The 14,169-nt window shown below is 51.3% G+C and carries 16 protein-coding genes and 1 riboswitch; of the genes, 6 read left to right on the forward strand and 10 right to left on the reverse strand.

Annotated features, from left to right (window positions below):
- The coding region (locus tag POTG_RS17320) for an L-lactate dehydrogenase (protein WP_083791523.1) at window positions 1-839 on the forward strand (839 nt) is incomplete at its 5' end.
- Window positions 840-1,108: 269 nt separating this feature from the next.
- Here the strand turns inward: POTG_RS17320 and POTG_RS17325 are convergent.
- Complete coding sequence (locus tag POTG_RS17325) at window positions 1,109-1,564, reverse strand: CBS domain-containing protein (RefSeq protein WP_009226146.1); 456 nt, start codon at window positions 1,562-1,564, stop codon at window positions 1,109-1,111.
- A 153-nt stretch (window positions 1,565-1,717) separates the two neighbouring features.
- Between POTG_RS17325 and POTG_RS17330 the strand changes: the two genes are divergently transcribed.
- The 3 genes from POTG_RS17330 (at window position 1,718) to xerS (ending at window position 3,788) form a co-directional block, all read left to right on the forward strand.
- Window positions 1,718-1,927, forward strand: coding sequence for a hypothetical protein (locus POTG_RS17330; protein ID WP_009226147.1), 210 nt, complete (start codon window positions 1,718-1,720; stop codon window positions 1,925-1,927).
- 86 nt (window positions 1,928-2,013) lie between these two features.
- Complete coding sequence (locus tag POTG_RS17335; RefSeq protein WP_036646029.1) at window positions 2,014-2,682, forward strand: spermine/spermidine synthase; 669 nt, start codon at window positions 2,014-2,016, stop codon at window positions 2,680-2,682.
- A gap of 23 nt (window positions 2,683-2,705) precedes the next feature.
- Window positions 2,706-3,788 (forward strand): tyrosine recombinase XerS, encoded by a 1,083-nt coding sequence (gene xerS, locus POTG_RS17340; RefSeq protein WP_009226149.1) that lies wholly within the window; start codon window positions 2,706-2,708, stop codon window positions 3,786-3,788.
- A 61-nt stretch (window positions 3,789-3,849) separates the two neighbouring features.
- On the opposite strand, the gene mobB is transcribed toward xerS, so the two are convergent.
- From mobB to POTG_RS17365, 5 genes are read right to left on the reverse strand one after another with little or no spacing between them, the layout of a single operon-like run.
- Window positions 3,850-4,338 carry a molybdopterin-guanine dinucleotide biosynthesis protein B gene (mobB, locus tag POTG_RS17345; RefSeq protein ID WP_009226150.1) on the reverse strand — a complete coding sequence of 163 codons (489 nt, stop codon included), beginning with the start codon at window positions 4,336-4,338 and terminating at the stop codon, window positions 3,850-3,852.
- 39 nt (window positions 4,339-4,377) lie between these two features.
- Window positions 4,378-5,646 carry a molybdopterin molybdotransferase MoeA gene (locus POTG_RS17350; protein WP_009226151.1) on the reverse strand — a complete coding sequence of 423 codons (1,269 nt, stop codon included), beginning with the start codon at window positions 5,644-5,646 and terminating at the stop codon, window positions 4,378-4,380.
- Complete coding sequence (locus POTG_RS17355) at window positions 5,643-5,987, reverse strand: hypothetical protein (protein WP_009226152.1); 345 nt, start codon at window positions 5,985-5,987, stop codon at window positions 5,643-5,645. The genes POTG_RS17350 and POTG_RS17355 overlap by 4 nt, the downstream gene beginning before the upstream one ends.
- A 37-nt stretch (window positions 5,988-6,024) precedes the next feature.
- Window positions 6,025-6,957 (reverse strand): dihydroorotate dehydrogenase, encoded by a 933-nt coding sequence (locus tag POTG_RS17360; RefSeq protein WP_009226153.1) that lies wholly within the window; start codon window positions 6,955-6,957, stop codon window positions 6,025-6,027.
- Window positions 6,954-7,649 (reverse strand): dihydroorotate dehydrogenase electron transfer subunit, encoded by a 696-nt coding sequence (locus tag POTG_RS17365; protein ID WP_036646031.1) that lies wholly within the window; start codon window positions 7,647-7,649, stop codon window positions 6,954-6,956. The genes POTG_RS17360 and POTG_RS17365 overlap by 4 nt, the downstream gene beginning before the upstream one ends.
- Before the next feature lie 188 nt (window positions 7,650-7,837).
- Here POTG_RS17365 and POTG_RS17370 point away from each other — a divergent pair, with 188 nt between their 5' ends.
- Window positions 7,838-8,671 (forward strand): polysaccharide deacetylase family protein, encoded by an 834-nt coding sequence (locus tag POTG_RS17370; protein WP_232282338.1) that lies wholly within the window; start codon window positions 7,838-7,840, stop codon window positions 8,669-8,671.
- A gap of 93 nt (window positions 8,672-8,764) precedes the next feature.
- Here POTG_RS17370 and POTG_RS17375 read toward each other — a convergent pair whose 3' ends face one another.
- From POTG_RS17375 to POTG_RS17390, 4 genes are all read right to left on the reverse strand, one after another.
- Window positions 8,765-9,457 (reverse strand): 3D domain-containing protein, encoded by a 693-nt coding sequence (locus POTG_RS17375; protein ID WP_009226156.1) that lies wholly within the window; start codon window positions 9,455-9,457, stop codon window positions 8,765-8,767.
- Window positions 9,458-9,465: 8 nt separating this feature from the next.
- A riboswitch (cyclic di-AMP (ydaO/yuaA leader) is annotated at window positions 9,466-9,634 on the reverse strand.
- A 174-nt stretch (window positions 9,635-9,808) separates the two neighbouring features.
- Complete coding sequence (locus POTG_RS17380; RefSeq protein WP_009226157.1) at window positions 9,809-10,531, reverse strand: amino acid ABC transporter ATP-binding protein; 723 nt, start codon at window positions 10,529-10,531, stop codon at window positions 9,809-9,811.
- Window positions 10,518-11,180 (reverse strand): amino acid ABC transporter permease, encoded by a 663-nt coding sequence (locus tag POTG_RS17385; protein ID WP_009226158.1) that lies wholly within the window; start codon window positions 11,178-11,180, stop codon window positions 10,518-10,520. The genes POTG_RS17380 and POTG_RS17385 overlap by 14 nt, the downstream gene beginning before the upstream one ends.
- A gap of 94 nt (window positions 11,181-11,274) precedes the next feature.
- Complete coding sequence (locus POTG_RS17390) at window positions 11,275-12,126, reverse strand: transporter substrate-binding domain-containing protein (RefSeq protein WP_009226159.1); 852 nt, start codon at window positions 12,124-12,126, stop codon at window positions 11,275-11,277.
- A 273-nt stretch (window positions 12,127-12,399) separates the two neighbouring features.
- Between POTG_RS17390 and POTG_RS17395 the strand changes: the two genes are divergently transcribed.
- Window positions 12,400-14,148: an alpha-glycosidase gene (locus POTG_RS17395; RefSeq protein ID WP_009226160.1), complete on the forward strand. Its 1,749-nt coding sequence runs from the start codon at window positions 12,400-12,402 to the stop codon at window positions 14,146-14,148.
- The last annotated feature ends 21 nt before the right edge of the window (window positions 14,149-14,169 follow it).

Genomic DNA, 14,169 nt, shown 5'->3' on the forward strand with positions numbered 1-14,169 from the left:
AACGGGTGTCCGAGCTGGTCTTGATTGACGTCAATAAGGAGAAGGCGCTGGGCGAAGCCCTTGACATGAACCATGGTCTTCCCTTCACGGGAGGTGTGAAGCTGTGGGCTGGAGATTACAGCGATTGCGCTGATGCTGACGTCATTGTGATCGCGGCAGGCGCTTCTCAACGTCCCGGCGAGACCCGGATCGATTTGCTCAAACGGAATGCCGTCATCTTCGACAGTATCATTCAAAATATCGTGAAATACAATAATCACGGCATCATTCTCGTAGCAACGAACCCGGTCGATATCCTGTCCTACGTTACATTGAAGAAAAGCGGATTCCCGTCCAATCGCGTTATCGGTTCCGGTACCCTGCTTGACAGCGCACGTTTCCGTTACCTAATTGGACAGAACAAGAAAATTAACCCGCGTAGCATTCATGCTCATATCATCGGCGAACACGGGGATTCCGAGGTTCCACTTTGGAGCTTGGCAAACGTCGCCGGCATCGGCTTGGAGTTCTCTGATGAGGACCGTGAAGAGATCTTCAACAATACGAAAAACGCTGCATACGAGATCATCAACGCCAAAGGAGCTACTTACTACGCGATCGCGCTGGCGTTGGACCGCATCATCGTCTCGATCTTGCAAAACGAAGGCTCCGTTCTGAACGTCTCGACGTTGCTGACGGATTATAACGGCGTCTCTGATGTTTATCTTGGCGTACCGAGTATCGTTGACCGCTCTGGCGTCCGCGAAGTGCTGGATTTGAAGCTGGACAATGAGGAGCTGACTCGGTTCCATGCTTCAGCGAATAAGTTAAAAGCGGAAATCGCCAAACTTGATCTGTAATCACTCCCAAGATGCGCAAAAAAACGTCCGGAATGCGAATCTGCAGTACCGGACGTTTTTATGTTTATTTTATCCTATTAATCATTATAATTCACTTGGTTAAATGTTTGCTTTTATGCCTCTACTCCACACTTCTTCGCTGCATTCTATCGATGGATCAATGGCCTGCCTTCACTTCATCGACATGCTTTACATGCTATTGTTGTTCCCCAGCACCGCCCCGGCGGCGATGACTGCCGCGATAGGGACATAAAGACTCCTTTCCCGAGTTATAAAAATGATTTAAAGGAATGCCTGATCACATCTCCCCGGCTGATAATTCCGACCAGCACCCCGTTGCGTTCGACCGGGAGTTTCTTAATCTGCTTCTTCCCTAAGATCGCCGCAATGTTCTCAATTTCCTCATCCCACGACACGGTGTATACTTTCTTCTTCCCGATTTCCATGACGTTGAGGTCAAGCAGGCGCCGTATACGCTGTTCAAAGTCCTCCTGGTCCCCTTTAAACACAGCAACGTAATAAATCGAATCCACCACAACGTCGCGATGTTTACCGATGTAACGCATAATATCGCCGTCACTGATATAGGACACGATCTCATTGCGTTCATTCACCACCGGAAGTCCACTGATCCGGTATTCCATGAATCTTTCAATCACAGAACGTACCGTATCGGTCTCTTTGACTTTGTACACGTGTTTGATCATGATCTCATGCGCTTGCATGGTTATCCCCCTCATGCAACTATATAAATTGTTGTCAATTGCTTGGAATGCGTAAAAACGCTTTCTCCTTGTGAAAGCCCGCATTCATTTAATTTCCTCTCCATTCTATGATACGATAAACTTATCCTATTTGGCTGTGAGGTATTCGTAATTATGGATGACAAATCGCTAGAAACGATTGAGCTGGAGATGGCCGTCCTTTATCGGCGGATGACCACTGTAACTGCTTCCCGAAAAAACGGGAATTTAGACCGTGCCGCATACCTGCTGCTGCATCGGATCAATGCCCATGGCGCGGTAGGTGTCAAAGCATTGGCCGAAGGAAGACACGGAAGCGTTTGCCGCCTTACTGCAGAAATTTAATCACGCCCTGCTGAAATTGAAATCGAAATAGCATGTCGGTTAGTTTACATAATTTTTCTTTCGTCAACTTACAGGAGGTTACTCTGATGAATCATATCGATTTGCCTGTTGAAATCATCGAACGCGCCGAAACACCCCGTGGGGAAATCCAACTACAACGGCGCGGCGAGGAGTTCGAAATCATCAGCAACGGCACCTTTCTGATGGCGACGTATAACGGCGAGTCTGAACGCTTGCTGGTCCGCCGCGCACTGGAACGGGTCCCCTCCCCCGAGAAGGTTCTGATCGGAGGCTTAGGGGTTGGCTTTTCTCTGCAGGAAGCACTTCTCGATCCCCGCGTAAAGGAAGCGACCGTCGTGGAGATTGAAGCCAAGGTCATTGAATGGAACCGGACCGTTTTGGCGCATGTGAACGATCATGCCTTAGCGCATGCGAGAACGAGGTTGATTCATGCGGATCTTGTCGCCTGGATTCGTGAGACGGCAGAGACCTTTGATCTAATCTGTCTCGACATCGATAACGGACCGGACTGGAAAGTGTTTGACGACAATGCTTCGTTATACGATGAAGCCGGTCTGGCGGCGCTGCAACGCCGGTTGCGGCCCGGCGGCTGCCTCTCCTTCTGGAGCGCTACTCCTTCTCCGGATTTCGCGCGTCGGCTCAGGGAGGCGTTCGGAGACGTGGAGATCCGCGAGGTACCGCAAACGCACGGGGAACCAGATTATATTTTCTACGTTCGTGGCTCTCATCGATAATCAGCCATTCAGGAGGTACTCCCATGCAAATTCAAAAAGCGATCGACCGCAAGAAACTGGATGAGAAGGTTGTACATATGCCCTGGTTCGTGCAGCAGTTTATCGATTATAAGCTGCCGGATCTCTCCCCTTCTACACTTTTAGAGTATGTACGGGATTACGAACAGTTCTTCAGCTGGCTGCGGGCGGAAGGCTTAACTGCAGCGCAGACGAACGCCCAAGTCACACTCCACGATCTGGAGACTCTGCATATGGAGAGCATTGTGGGGTATCGGCTTCACTTAACCACACGAACCGAAAGCACCAACTCCAAAATTACGGTCTCGCGAAAAATGTCCTCCTTGCGCTCGTTGTTCCACTATCTCAGCCAAATTGCCGAGGACGAGAACTTTTACCCGCTGTTAAAACGAAACATTATGGCGAAGGTGGAAATCAAACGGATCCATAAACCGAAGGATACAGCGGCTAAACTCAAGGGCAAAATTTTGGAAGAAGACGAGTTAACCGAATTTATCGCCTACATCGCCGAAGGATATGGCCGGGATATTGCAGACAATAAACAGGCGCTTTATGCGTATGAGCTGAACAAGGAGCGCGATGCCTGCATCGCAAGCTTGATTCTGAATTCCGGATTACGCGTCTCCGAGGTCGTCAACCTGAATATCGATGATTTGGACCTGGCGAATAAGCTGATTTATGTTTATCGGAAAGGCAACAACGACGAGTCGTTCAAAACGCCGGTGTACTTCCGAGAGCAGTGCAGGGACGATTTGGCCGCCTATCTGACGCTTCGGCAGGCGCGATACCGTACGCCCAAGCGGGAGAAAGCCCTGTTTGTGGCCATACCCAACGGACAAAAAGAAGGAAAACGGATGACCAAACGCGCGATCCAAGCGATGATCATCAAGTACGCCAAACGTTTCGGCAAGCCGTACCTGACGGTTCATAAGCTACGGCATTCCTTCGCCACCGACTATTATTTGCAGAACGATATTTACAAGACCAAAGAGCAGCTCGGTCACGCCTCAACCGAAACGACCGAGGTGTATGCGCATCTTACGGACAAGACGATGTCCGAAGCGATTGAGCGCCGGGTCAGCGGTTAGCAGGTTGCATACAACAAGAGGACTTCCCGTCTCAACGGCAGGAAGTCCTCTTTGCATTAGCCTACATCCAGTTTTGTCGTATGTACTCCGCCATATGCTCGACCTCATCCCGTTGAAACCGGCGTGGCCCCGACTCGTTGGCGGGGAAGTCCGCCCCCTTCTGGACAATGGCGATGACTTGCTGCAGTTCCTGGATCAACGGCTCGTCCTCTGCGGAGCGCAGCAGGACCATTTTCGGATACGTTTCATGTTTGAAGCCTTCAACCAAGATCAATTCATATTCAGTAAAATGCTCAATCAGCTTCGCAAGCGGTGTTTCCTGCTCCTCAAAAACGGCCGTTCGCCATGGCGAAGTAATCGCAGCCGCCGCCGCTCCCGCCTCTCGAAAGCGAAACGAATCGGTCCCCTCTCGATCGGCTTCAAATCCGTGCAGGTCATGTTTGATAACGGCCACGCGAAGATTCATGCCATTAAATATCTTCACCAGCCGGGTAATGAGCGTTGTTTTCCCGCTGTTTTTATAACCGACGATCTGTACTACCGGTACCACGCCCGTTTCCTCCCTCGTCCTGCCTATCAACAAACCGCATCAGAAATCGCTGCCTGGCAGCTTCAGTACCGTCACCTGTTCGCCCGCTTGCATCCCCGTGTTAGAAGGAGGAATCACGATTAATGCATCGCTATCCTTGATGGTGATCATCACGCCCGATTCATCCAGCTCCGCCGGAATCGCGTAAAGCTTGCCTTCCCGAACCTCCAACCGGCCGCGTACGAACCGGGTAAAATTGTTGATTTTTCTGTAAGGACGGGCCAGTTCGGCTGTTAACTCAGGCAAGAACGGCTTCGGAACCCCCATCATCCGGCCGATTGCCGGGCGGACAAACAGCTCGAAGCCAACAAAGCAAGCCCCGGGATTGCCGGACAACGCGAACAACAGCTTGCCGTCCTTCACTGCCGCAGACGTGACGCTGCCTGGCCGCATCGTGACTTTGTTAAACAACATCTCAACGCTGTCGCTCGACAACAGGTCGGCCATGATATCGTAGTTGCCCACAGACACTCCACCTGTGGTTACAACCAGATCGTAATTGGCGATGGCTGCTTCCACCTGCGCTTTGGCTTGGGCCAAGTCGTCCTCGATCGCCTCCAACAGGATCGGTTCGCCGCCCGCTTCGAAGATTTGACTGTACAGCATATAGGTATTGCTGTTACGGATACGTCCGTCCTGGAGCGGTTCATCGATCCGCAGCAGCTCTGAGCCTGTGGAGAAGACGGCAACTCGCGGCCGTTTCTTCACCGGAACGCGGTGAATGCCAAACGTCGCCAGCACGGAGAGTTCACCGGCTGACAGCCTGCGGCCAGGCTCGAGGATCACGTCTCCCTCCGACAATTCGAGGCCAACTGGCGTGATGTTCTTCCCCGACTCAATTTCACGAATCAATTGGATATAAGGCTTACCCTCCCGGATAATGAACTCGGTCATCTCAAACATCACCACAGCGTCCGCTTCATCGGGAACTTTCGCCCCGGTCATGATCCGGGCTGCTTGCCCTGGCTTCAATTTCACGGTTGGAACGGAGCCGGCAGGAATCTCGTCTACGACTTCCAAGAAGACCGGATGTTCGGAATGACAGCCCACCGTATCTCGGCTCAGAATGGCGAACCCATCCATCCCTGAACGGCGAAAATGCGGGTATGCATGCGGTGCAGTTACCCGCTCCGCCAAGATTCGACCTAGCGCTTCCGGCAGCGGAACGGTCTCCGATTCTGTCTCCTTAGCGTAGGGCAGAACGATTGCCTGGGCTTCAGGTACCGGCAACGCTTTGCGACGAAACTTCGCCTGGTCCGCTGACTTCATTGCCGGTCAACTCCATTCCCTTGCTGCTCCTGTAAATATTGATCCAGCATCTCGGAGGTTTTCTTTGCAATCTCCATAATTTCTTCTTTGCTTAAATTGTCGTAATGAATCCCCATGACCACAGTGACGGTTCGGCCGAGTGCCTCCGATGCGCGACGGGCATATTCCTCGGTTAAGGTGTGTTCTTTATGTCCCGGTACGGCGGAGGTCAATACTTCAATGTCTCCCCCTGCTTGATAAGCGGTGGACGCCGCTCCGATATGTGATACGCCACCGGTTATCAGCAGCAGTAAATCGCGGCCAACCGGGATCGCTTCCAGCTTAATATCCTCAAATGACAATTTCCGCAGCTCCTTCCACAACAGTATGCCCTTTATTTTATAGGATTCCGCGAATTTCGTCCAAGGTTTGAACCCCTTCAGCCTCCATCCAGGCCGTAAGGTCAGCGACCAGTTGCTCTCCCGCTCGAAGATGAACGAAGTTATGCGTCCCCACCTGAACGACGGCAGCGCCGGCCATAATAAACTCAACGACGTCCTCTGCGCAGCTGATGCCGCCCATCCCCATTACCGGCAGGGTTACGGCTTGACAGACTTGATGCACCATCCGCAAAGCGATTGGCTTAATTGCCGGACCGGACAGACCGGCATACAGATTGTCGAACACGCTCCTACGCTTGGTAATGTCGATTTTCATCGCCGAAAACGTATTGATTAGCGAAACGCCATCCGCTTGTTCCTCCTGGCACATCACCGCCATGCCCACGATATCCTCGGCGTTGGGCGACAGCTTGACGATCAGCGGCAGCGTCGTCGCAGCCCGAACCTCGCGAACGACCTGCCGGGCGATCTCCGTTTTGATCCCGTACGCCATGCCCCCGGCTTTGACGTTCGGGCAGGAAATATTCAGCTCGATCATGTCAACAGCGGTTCTGCCTTCCCGTCTTCGCCAAGCCGCATCCTCATCGATCAGCCTCGCACCTTCCACGTACTCTTCAATCGTATTCCCGCCCAAATTCACGATCCGTACCAGATCCAGCTGCTCCCATCTCGGACATTCCTCACGCAGGAAGGCGTAGATGCCCGGATTCTCCAATCCAACGCTGTTTAACATCCCCGACGCTGTCTCAGCTACGCGAACGCCTTCGTTCCCTGCCTTTGGATGCAGCGTTAACCCTTTGCCGGACAACCCGCCTAGTTGATTGATATCATAAATCGCACCATATTCCTGACCAAAGCCAAACGTTCCAGAGGCCATCACGATAGGATTTTTAAAAAAGACTCCAGCGAGGCGACACGATAAATCCGTCATACAAACATCACCTCTTCCGCCAAAAATACCGGCCCGTCAGCGCAAGCCTTCTTCCGGCCGTCTCTGCATTTCACGCTGCAGACAAGGCAAGCACCGATTCCGCATGCCATCCGATTCTCCAGGGAGACGTATACCTTGGCCTGGCCACCGCTTTCCGCCTGTTTGCGCTGGACGGCATGCAACATCGGATGAGGCCCGCAAGCAATTACCGTATCGTACGCCCGAAAATCCACTTTCTCTAGAATCGAGCCGCCTACATCCACCGTCACGTTGCCGCGGGACATCGCACGGAACTCCTCTACCAAATAAGGCTCGCGGCTGTAACCGAGATATACGTCTGCCTGCGGTGCTTCCCTAAGCGCATAATAAAACGGAGCGATGCCGATGCCACCGCCTACAAAGGCGGTTCTTCCCTCCAGCGGCGGAAACCCGTTACCAAACGGCCCGTCCAAGGTCAATCGGTCGCCTTGCTTCAGTTCAGATAACCGGGTCGTACCTACCCCCGCAACCCGGATCAAGAAATCCAGCCGATCCTCTTCGAGATCAAAGATGCTGATCGGTCGGGACAGTAACGGATAGCGTTCTCCTGCACGCAACATGTAGAATTGCCCCATTTTTCCCGTAAATCGCCCTTGTACGGACAGTTTGAACACCCCTGGTGATATTTCCTCGTTAGCCACTACGATTGCCATATGTTCACCCCACCCCATTTGATTACACTTCATCAAAGGATGCAATTTTTTAGCGGGATCGTCTGTGACATCTCTCACAGCGAATCATGAGAGGAAATCAGCGCAATTTTTCACAATCCATCATGATCTGAAAAAGTTAGGGGATACTAGAGGACATGTACAGTTTTGGGTTGAAGGGGGACTTCAAATTGCTTATTCAGCTTAAGAATGCTCTGGTCTGCTGCATGACCGCTTCTCTGATCATGGTGGGCGGGACGGAATTTTATCCCGTCAAAGCCGCCGCACTGGATCTCGAAAACAGAGGGCCAGAATCTCAGGGGGACCAGGCGGACAAGAAGGCGGCACTCGTGCCCGCAGGTGCCAAGCCGGCAGATCTTGGTGAGCTGCGGCGCAAATATTCAGAAACCTTCATCTTCCGGGGGCCGGAGGTGAAGCAGATTGCACTGACCTTCGATGATGGTCCGGATCCGCGGTTTACGCCGCAAATTTTGGACGTGCTTCACCGGAAAGGGGTCAAAGCCACCTTCTTTGTTGTTGGTGCACGGGCTAAGAAGTTTCCCGGCCTGTTACGGCGGATGCATCACGAAGGCCATCTCATCGGCAATCACTCCTTTAATCATCCGAACTTCCGCAACCGCTCCATTAAGCAGTTCCAGAGCGAGATTTTACGCACGGAGAAAATTATCCAGAACGTCGTTGGATACCGTCCCCAGCTGATTCGGCCGCCTTATGGAGAAATCAAGGAAGAACAGGTTCAATGGGCGAAAAAGAACGGCTACACCCTCGTCAATTGGAATGTGGATTCACAGGATTGGAAAGGGATCGACAAGAACAAAGTGATCTCCAACGTGATGCGCACGGCGGGGCCCGGCTCGATCATCCTTCAGCACTCAGGCGGCGGCGTTGGCTCCGACTTAACCGGCACCATCCAGGCTTTGCCGAAGATCATCGACGCCTTGCAGGCACAGGGGTATCAATTCGTTGATCTTTCCGAGCTGCTGCATACGACCAAATACCGCTGATGTATTGGGAATCATCTGAAAATCAGGCACTTCGCCAGCAAGCACAAAAAGTCGGCCAGGATACATTCTGACCGACTTTTTTAAACAAGGTGTTTAATTTAATACGTAAAGCGTCACATCTTGGAAACCAAACGATTTCGCATTTGCTGCGCTGCCGGGAATAAAGATATCAATCCGGTTACCCTTGATTGCGCCCCCCTGATCGGTGGCCGTAGCTACAAAAGCCTGATCCGGCAGACCGTCATGGTTGTGGCCGGTCACCAGCACCTTTGTGCCCATCGGAATGACATTCGGATCAACAGCGATGGTACCAAGCTTCAGCGGGTTGCCGAAGTAGTCAACCGCGCCCCATTTTCCATTCTCACTAGCTGATGCCGAATACGCCGATGCTTTCACATTGATCGTTTTCGAGTAAGTAAAGGTTTTCCCCCATGCTTCAACCACGTTCCCGGTAGACATGACCTTGAGCTTGGAAGCGGAAGCAGTTGTCGTAGCTGCGCTCTCCTTCTTCGCCGGAGCAGCGGAAGCAACTCCCGTCGTTTGGGTTTGAACTCCCGGAATGGTGATTTTTAAACCAGCGTAAATATTTTTCGGATTGATGGATGGGTTGGCAGCCATGAGCTTATTCATATCTACGCCATATTTTTTGGCAAGAAGATAAAAAGTATCTCCTTCCACGGCTTTATGTACCGCGTCTGCATGGACGGAAGTCGTCTGCATCGGAATCGTAAGGCTTGCGGCGATCAGCGCCGTTGCTGCAATTTTAGACCAAATACGAGTATTCAAATGAATTGCCCTCCTTTTTACTGCGCCTGCGGAGTTAGTTGTCGGATTCGGGAAAAAGGATCATTCCCGGCGCATCGCTTCGATACGCTTCACCCCAAGAAAACAGTCAGCTAGGCAGCCCCTGTTTTCATCTTTCGTCCCCCGCACCTCAAGTTCAGGTTTCGGCCTACTTAATATATCACAATTTTGTAACCAATAGGTCAGGTAAATCCCACCAAACGGCGGAATTGCTTGATTGGACTGGTTACATTTTTGTGTTCAAAGGTAAAAAGAGTGTAAATTTAGATCGTACGTTCGATCCATCGGAGGACAAAAAACCGCCCGAATGGAAGCTCGGACGGTCCTTAAGATTTATAATACTTTGCTTAAAAAATCCTGCGTACGCTGATGCTTCGGCGCCCCAAACACCTCTTGCGGCGTACCTTGCTCCAGAATGACACCTTGATCCATAAACAGGATGCGGTCGCCAACCTCACGGGCAAATCCCATCTCATGCGTAACGATAACCATCGTCATTCCCCGTTCAGCCAGGTTCTTCATAACGTCAAGCACCTCTCCGACCATTTCCGGGTCCAGGGCCGACGTCGGTTCATCAAACAGCATCACATGCGGCTCCATAGCCAATGCGCGGGCAATCGCAATCCGCTGCTTCTGTCCGCCGGAGAGCTGCGCCGGATAGGCGTCCCGCTTATCCTCCAGTCCAACCGTGCGAAGCAGGTCCATGGCGATCGCTTCCGCTTTGCCTTTATCGAGCTTCTTCACGCGAATCGGCGCGAGCGTAATGTTGTCGATCACGGTCTTGTGCGGGAATAGATTAAAGTGCTGGAACACCATCCCCATTTTCTCGCGGGTTTTATTGATGTCATGTCCCTTGGCGGTGATCGAAGCGCCTTCAAAGGTGATCTCCCCTTCGGTCGGAACCTCTAACAGGTTCAGGCAGCGGAGAAACGTACTTTTCCCCGACCCGCTAGGACCGATGACGACGACAACTTCGCCTTTGGAGATTTCCAGATCGATCCCGCGCAAAATATGGAGTTGGCCGAATTTTTTATGCAAACCTTTAACGGTGATCACTGGTCTTCAACTTCCTTTCGAACACGCCCAAAATCCGAGACAGCGTGAATGTCAGAATAAAGTACATAATGGCGATGATCAAATAAGGCGTCATCCCATCGTACGTAATCGTCACGACGGACTGTGCTTGATAAATCAGCTCGGCCGTACCGATGATCGATACGATCGACGATTCTTTAATGATCGTAATAAACTCGTTGCCAATCGCGGGAAGCACCGATTTGATCGCCTGCGGAATGATGATATGGCGCATAGCCATCCCTTTGGTCATCCCCAAGGAACGGGCCGCTTCCCCTTGTCCCCGATCGACACCTTGAATGCCGGCACGGAAAATTTCCGCCAAATAAGCCGAACTGTTAATGGACAATGTAATCGCACCTGACTGAATCGGGGTGAAATTAATATCAAACATAAATGCGAACCCGTAGTGAATAATCAACAGCTGTACCATCATTGGGGTGCCACGCAGAAATTCAACCCACACATGCCCCAGAAACCGTAGGATCCCCCATGGCGACATGCGCAATAGTGCGATCAACAAACCAAGAAAGAAGCCGCATATCACGCTGATCGCTGCCAAGAGTAGGGTATACTGAACACCGGCCAAGAAGTAACTGCGGTATTCCATAAACATTGAAATTAAGTCCATAACGCCTTCCTTCCTCCTCCTTTACCTTAAACCCTTAAGCAAAAAAACAGAAAATAGCGAAAGCTTCGCTATTTTCTGTGGATGGATATCGTGATTATTTTTCGGCCAGTTCGCTAGCTTCGGCAACGAATTGATCGATGCTGCCTGCGCTAATCAAGCGATCGAGCGTCTTATTCACTTGATCCAACAGCTCTTGGTTGCCTTTCTTAATGCCAATCACGTAGCCTTCATCCTCAGTTACCGGCTTGGCATCGGTGATGACCAGGCCTTTAACGTTCTTAACGAACGATTCTGCGACAGGACCTTCCAAAATAGCAGCATCTACACGGTTGGAGTTCAACTGCATAATGATGTCATTGATTTTAGCCAGCGAGGTTAGTTTGGCATTCGGAATTTCCTTCGCCATTTCTTCTTGAATGGAACCTTGTTGAACGCCGATTTTCGCGCCCTCCAGCGATTCCATTGTGCTGAACTTGTCTTTGTCCGCTTCACGAGTCACCACAGCTTGCTCCGCTTTGTAGTAAATTTGCGACATGTCGATTTGTTCAGCACGTTCTGGAGTTGGGCTGAGTCCAGAAATGACGAGATCCACACGTCCGCTCGACAGCTCGTTCAGCAACGTATCGAATTTCAAGTCTTTAATCTCCAGCTCAGCGCCCAGATCCTTAGCGATTTCCTTAGCGATTTCTACGTCGAAACCAACGATTTCGTCTTCGCCTTTGTCGTTCTTAATGTGGAATTCATACGGCGGGAAGTCCGCACTCATCCCTACGATCAGTTTCTTAGCCGGTTCGGTTTGGTCTCCGCCCGCTTGAGTCTCATTTTGGTTCGCGGCTTGGCCGGCGTTGTTTGCCGCGTTGCCGCTGTTATTTTTTTCCTGACCACAAGCGGCCAGCACCATGGTTACCATCAAGACCGCTATGAATAACATGCCCCATTTTTTCATGCTTTTCTCTCCTATTCTGCTTTACTTATTACACTCGATGATGATTACTGGGCTAATTATAAATCAGAATGCATATATATGCAAAACAATTTTCATGATATACAAAAGTTTTCACAGATCTGCCCTATTGAACCTCGCAAATCCCTATTTATCATACTTTGGTCAATTCAATCCTGAATTATGTTTCACATTGGGTTCATGCTCCTTGCTGCCTTGGGGAATAATGAACATCATCACCATCCCTAGCGAATTTACGAGAGGAGGCGCCAATCAGTGCTGCTTGAAGCGCTCTACCATGTGCCCCGGGATAAATGGGCGTATGCCTATGATTCAACCACGATCCATCTTCGCATCCGGACCAAACGGGATGATGTGGAACAGGTTGTTGCGATGACCGGGGACAAATACGATTGGACGGGAACCTACCAGGAGCTGCCGATGGAAAAAACGGCCCATGACCGCATGTTCGACTATTGGGAGGTCGCTGTGCGTCCCAAGTTCAAGCGCCTTTCCTATGCCTTTAAGCTTACGGCGGGAACGGAAACGGTTTACCTGCTGGACACGGGGATTCAATCGGAGTCCCCTCAACCGCCGGGGGAATGCTTTGAATTCCCGTATATCCATGAAAACGAAGTAGTCCGGGTGCCGGAATGGGCGAAGCAAGCGGTCTTTTATCAGATTATGCCGGAGCGGTTCGCCAATGGAGACCCTTCCAATGACCCCAAGCCGGTCGAAGCCTGGGGAGGCAAGCCGACCCGTGAAAATTACTTCGGCGGCGATTTGCAGGGAATCATTGACCACCTGGACGATTTGACGGACCTGGGTATCACGGCGATTTATCTCACGCCTCTATTTTTGGCTCCGTCCAACCATAAATACGACACCGTCGATTATAAGCAGGTTGACCCTCACTTTGGGAACAACGACTTGCTGCGGGAGTTGGTTGAGCATTGTCATAACCGAGGGATCCGGGTGGTGTTGGACGCGGTCTTTAATCATTGCGGGGAGCATTTCCCTCCGTTCCAGGACGTCCTCAAACATGGAGAAGCCTCCCCTTATGCCGGTTGGTTTCATGTCAACCAGTTCCCTGCCAGAGTAGAGAACGGGATTCCGACTTATGATACGTTTGGGTTCTTCCCCAACATGCCTAAATTTAATACAGCGAACCCGGAACTTAAGAAGTATTTGCTGGAAGTCGCCGAATATTGGATTAAGGAAATCAAATTGGACGGCTGGCGGCTTGACGTCGCTAATGAAATCGATCATTCGTTCTGGCGGGAGTTCCGGCAGGTGGTGAAACAGGCAAACCCGGAAGCCTATTTGATCGGAGAGGTATGGAGTGACTCACTAAACTGGCTGCTGGGCGATCAATTTGATTCGGTGATGAATTATCCCTTTGCGGATAAAGTGCTGGAGTTTTTTAACGGCGGTGTAGACGGGGCTGCCTTCTCCGATGAGATGGGTGCGCTGATCATGCGATATCCGCATCAAACGAATGAAGTGATCTTCAACATGCTGGGCAGCCATGATACCCCCCGTCTGCTGACCCGTGTCGGCGGCGACAAGCGCAAGCTCAAGCTCTGCGTGGTGTTTCTGTTTACGTATATTGGAACGCCTTGCTTGTTCTACGGCGATGAGATCGGTCTAACTGGCGAGGGGGATCCAGATTGCCGGAAGTGCATGGAGTGGGATCGCAGCAAGCAGGACCGTGAGTTGTATGATTTCTACAAGCTGATGATTAGGCTGAGGAAGCAGCATCCGGCGCTTCGTCACGGTCATTTTCGATTTCTGCACGCGGAACCGGGGGATCCGTGTATCGTATACGAACGAATGGATGAGAAGATGCATTTTACCGTGTGGATGAACAATACCCCCAAGCCAGTCACCCTCACCCATCCGATGCAAACAAGCGATTGGCGGGACGCCCTTACCGAAGAAGCCGTCGCGCCAACGAACGGGGTCATGAGCATTTCCTTGGATCCTTACGGCTTCCGCATTTTGTATCGGCACATTCAAAAATAACGACAAAAAGCGGACGAGCGA

The organism is Paenibacillus sp. oral taxon 786 str. D14, assembly GCF_000159955.1.
GTDB lineage: Bacteria > Bacillota > Bacilli > Paenibacillales > Paenibacillaceae > Fontibacillus > Fontibacillus phoenicis.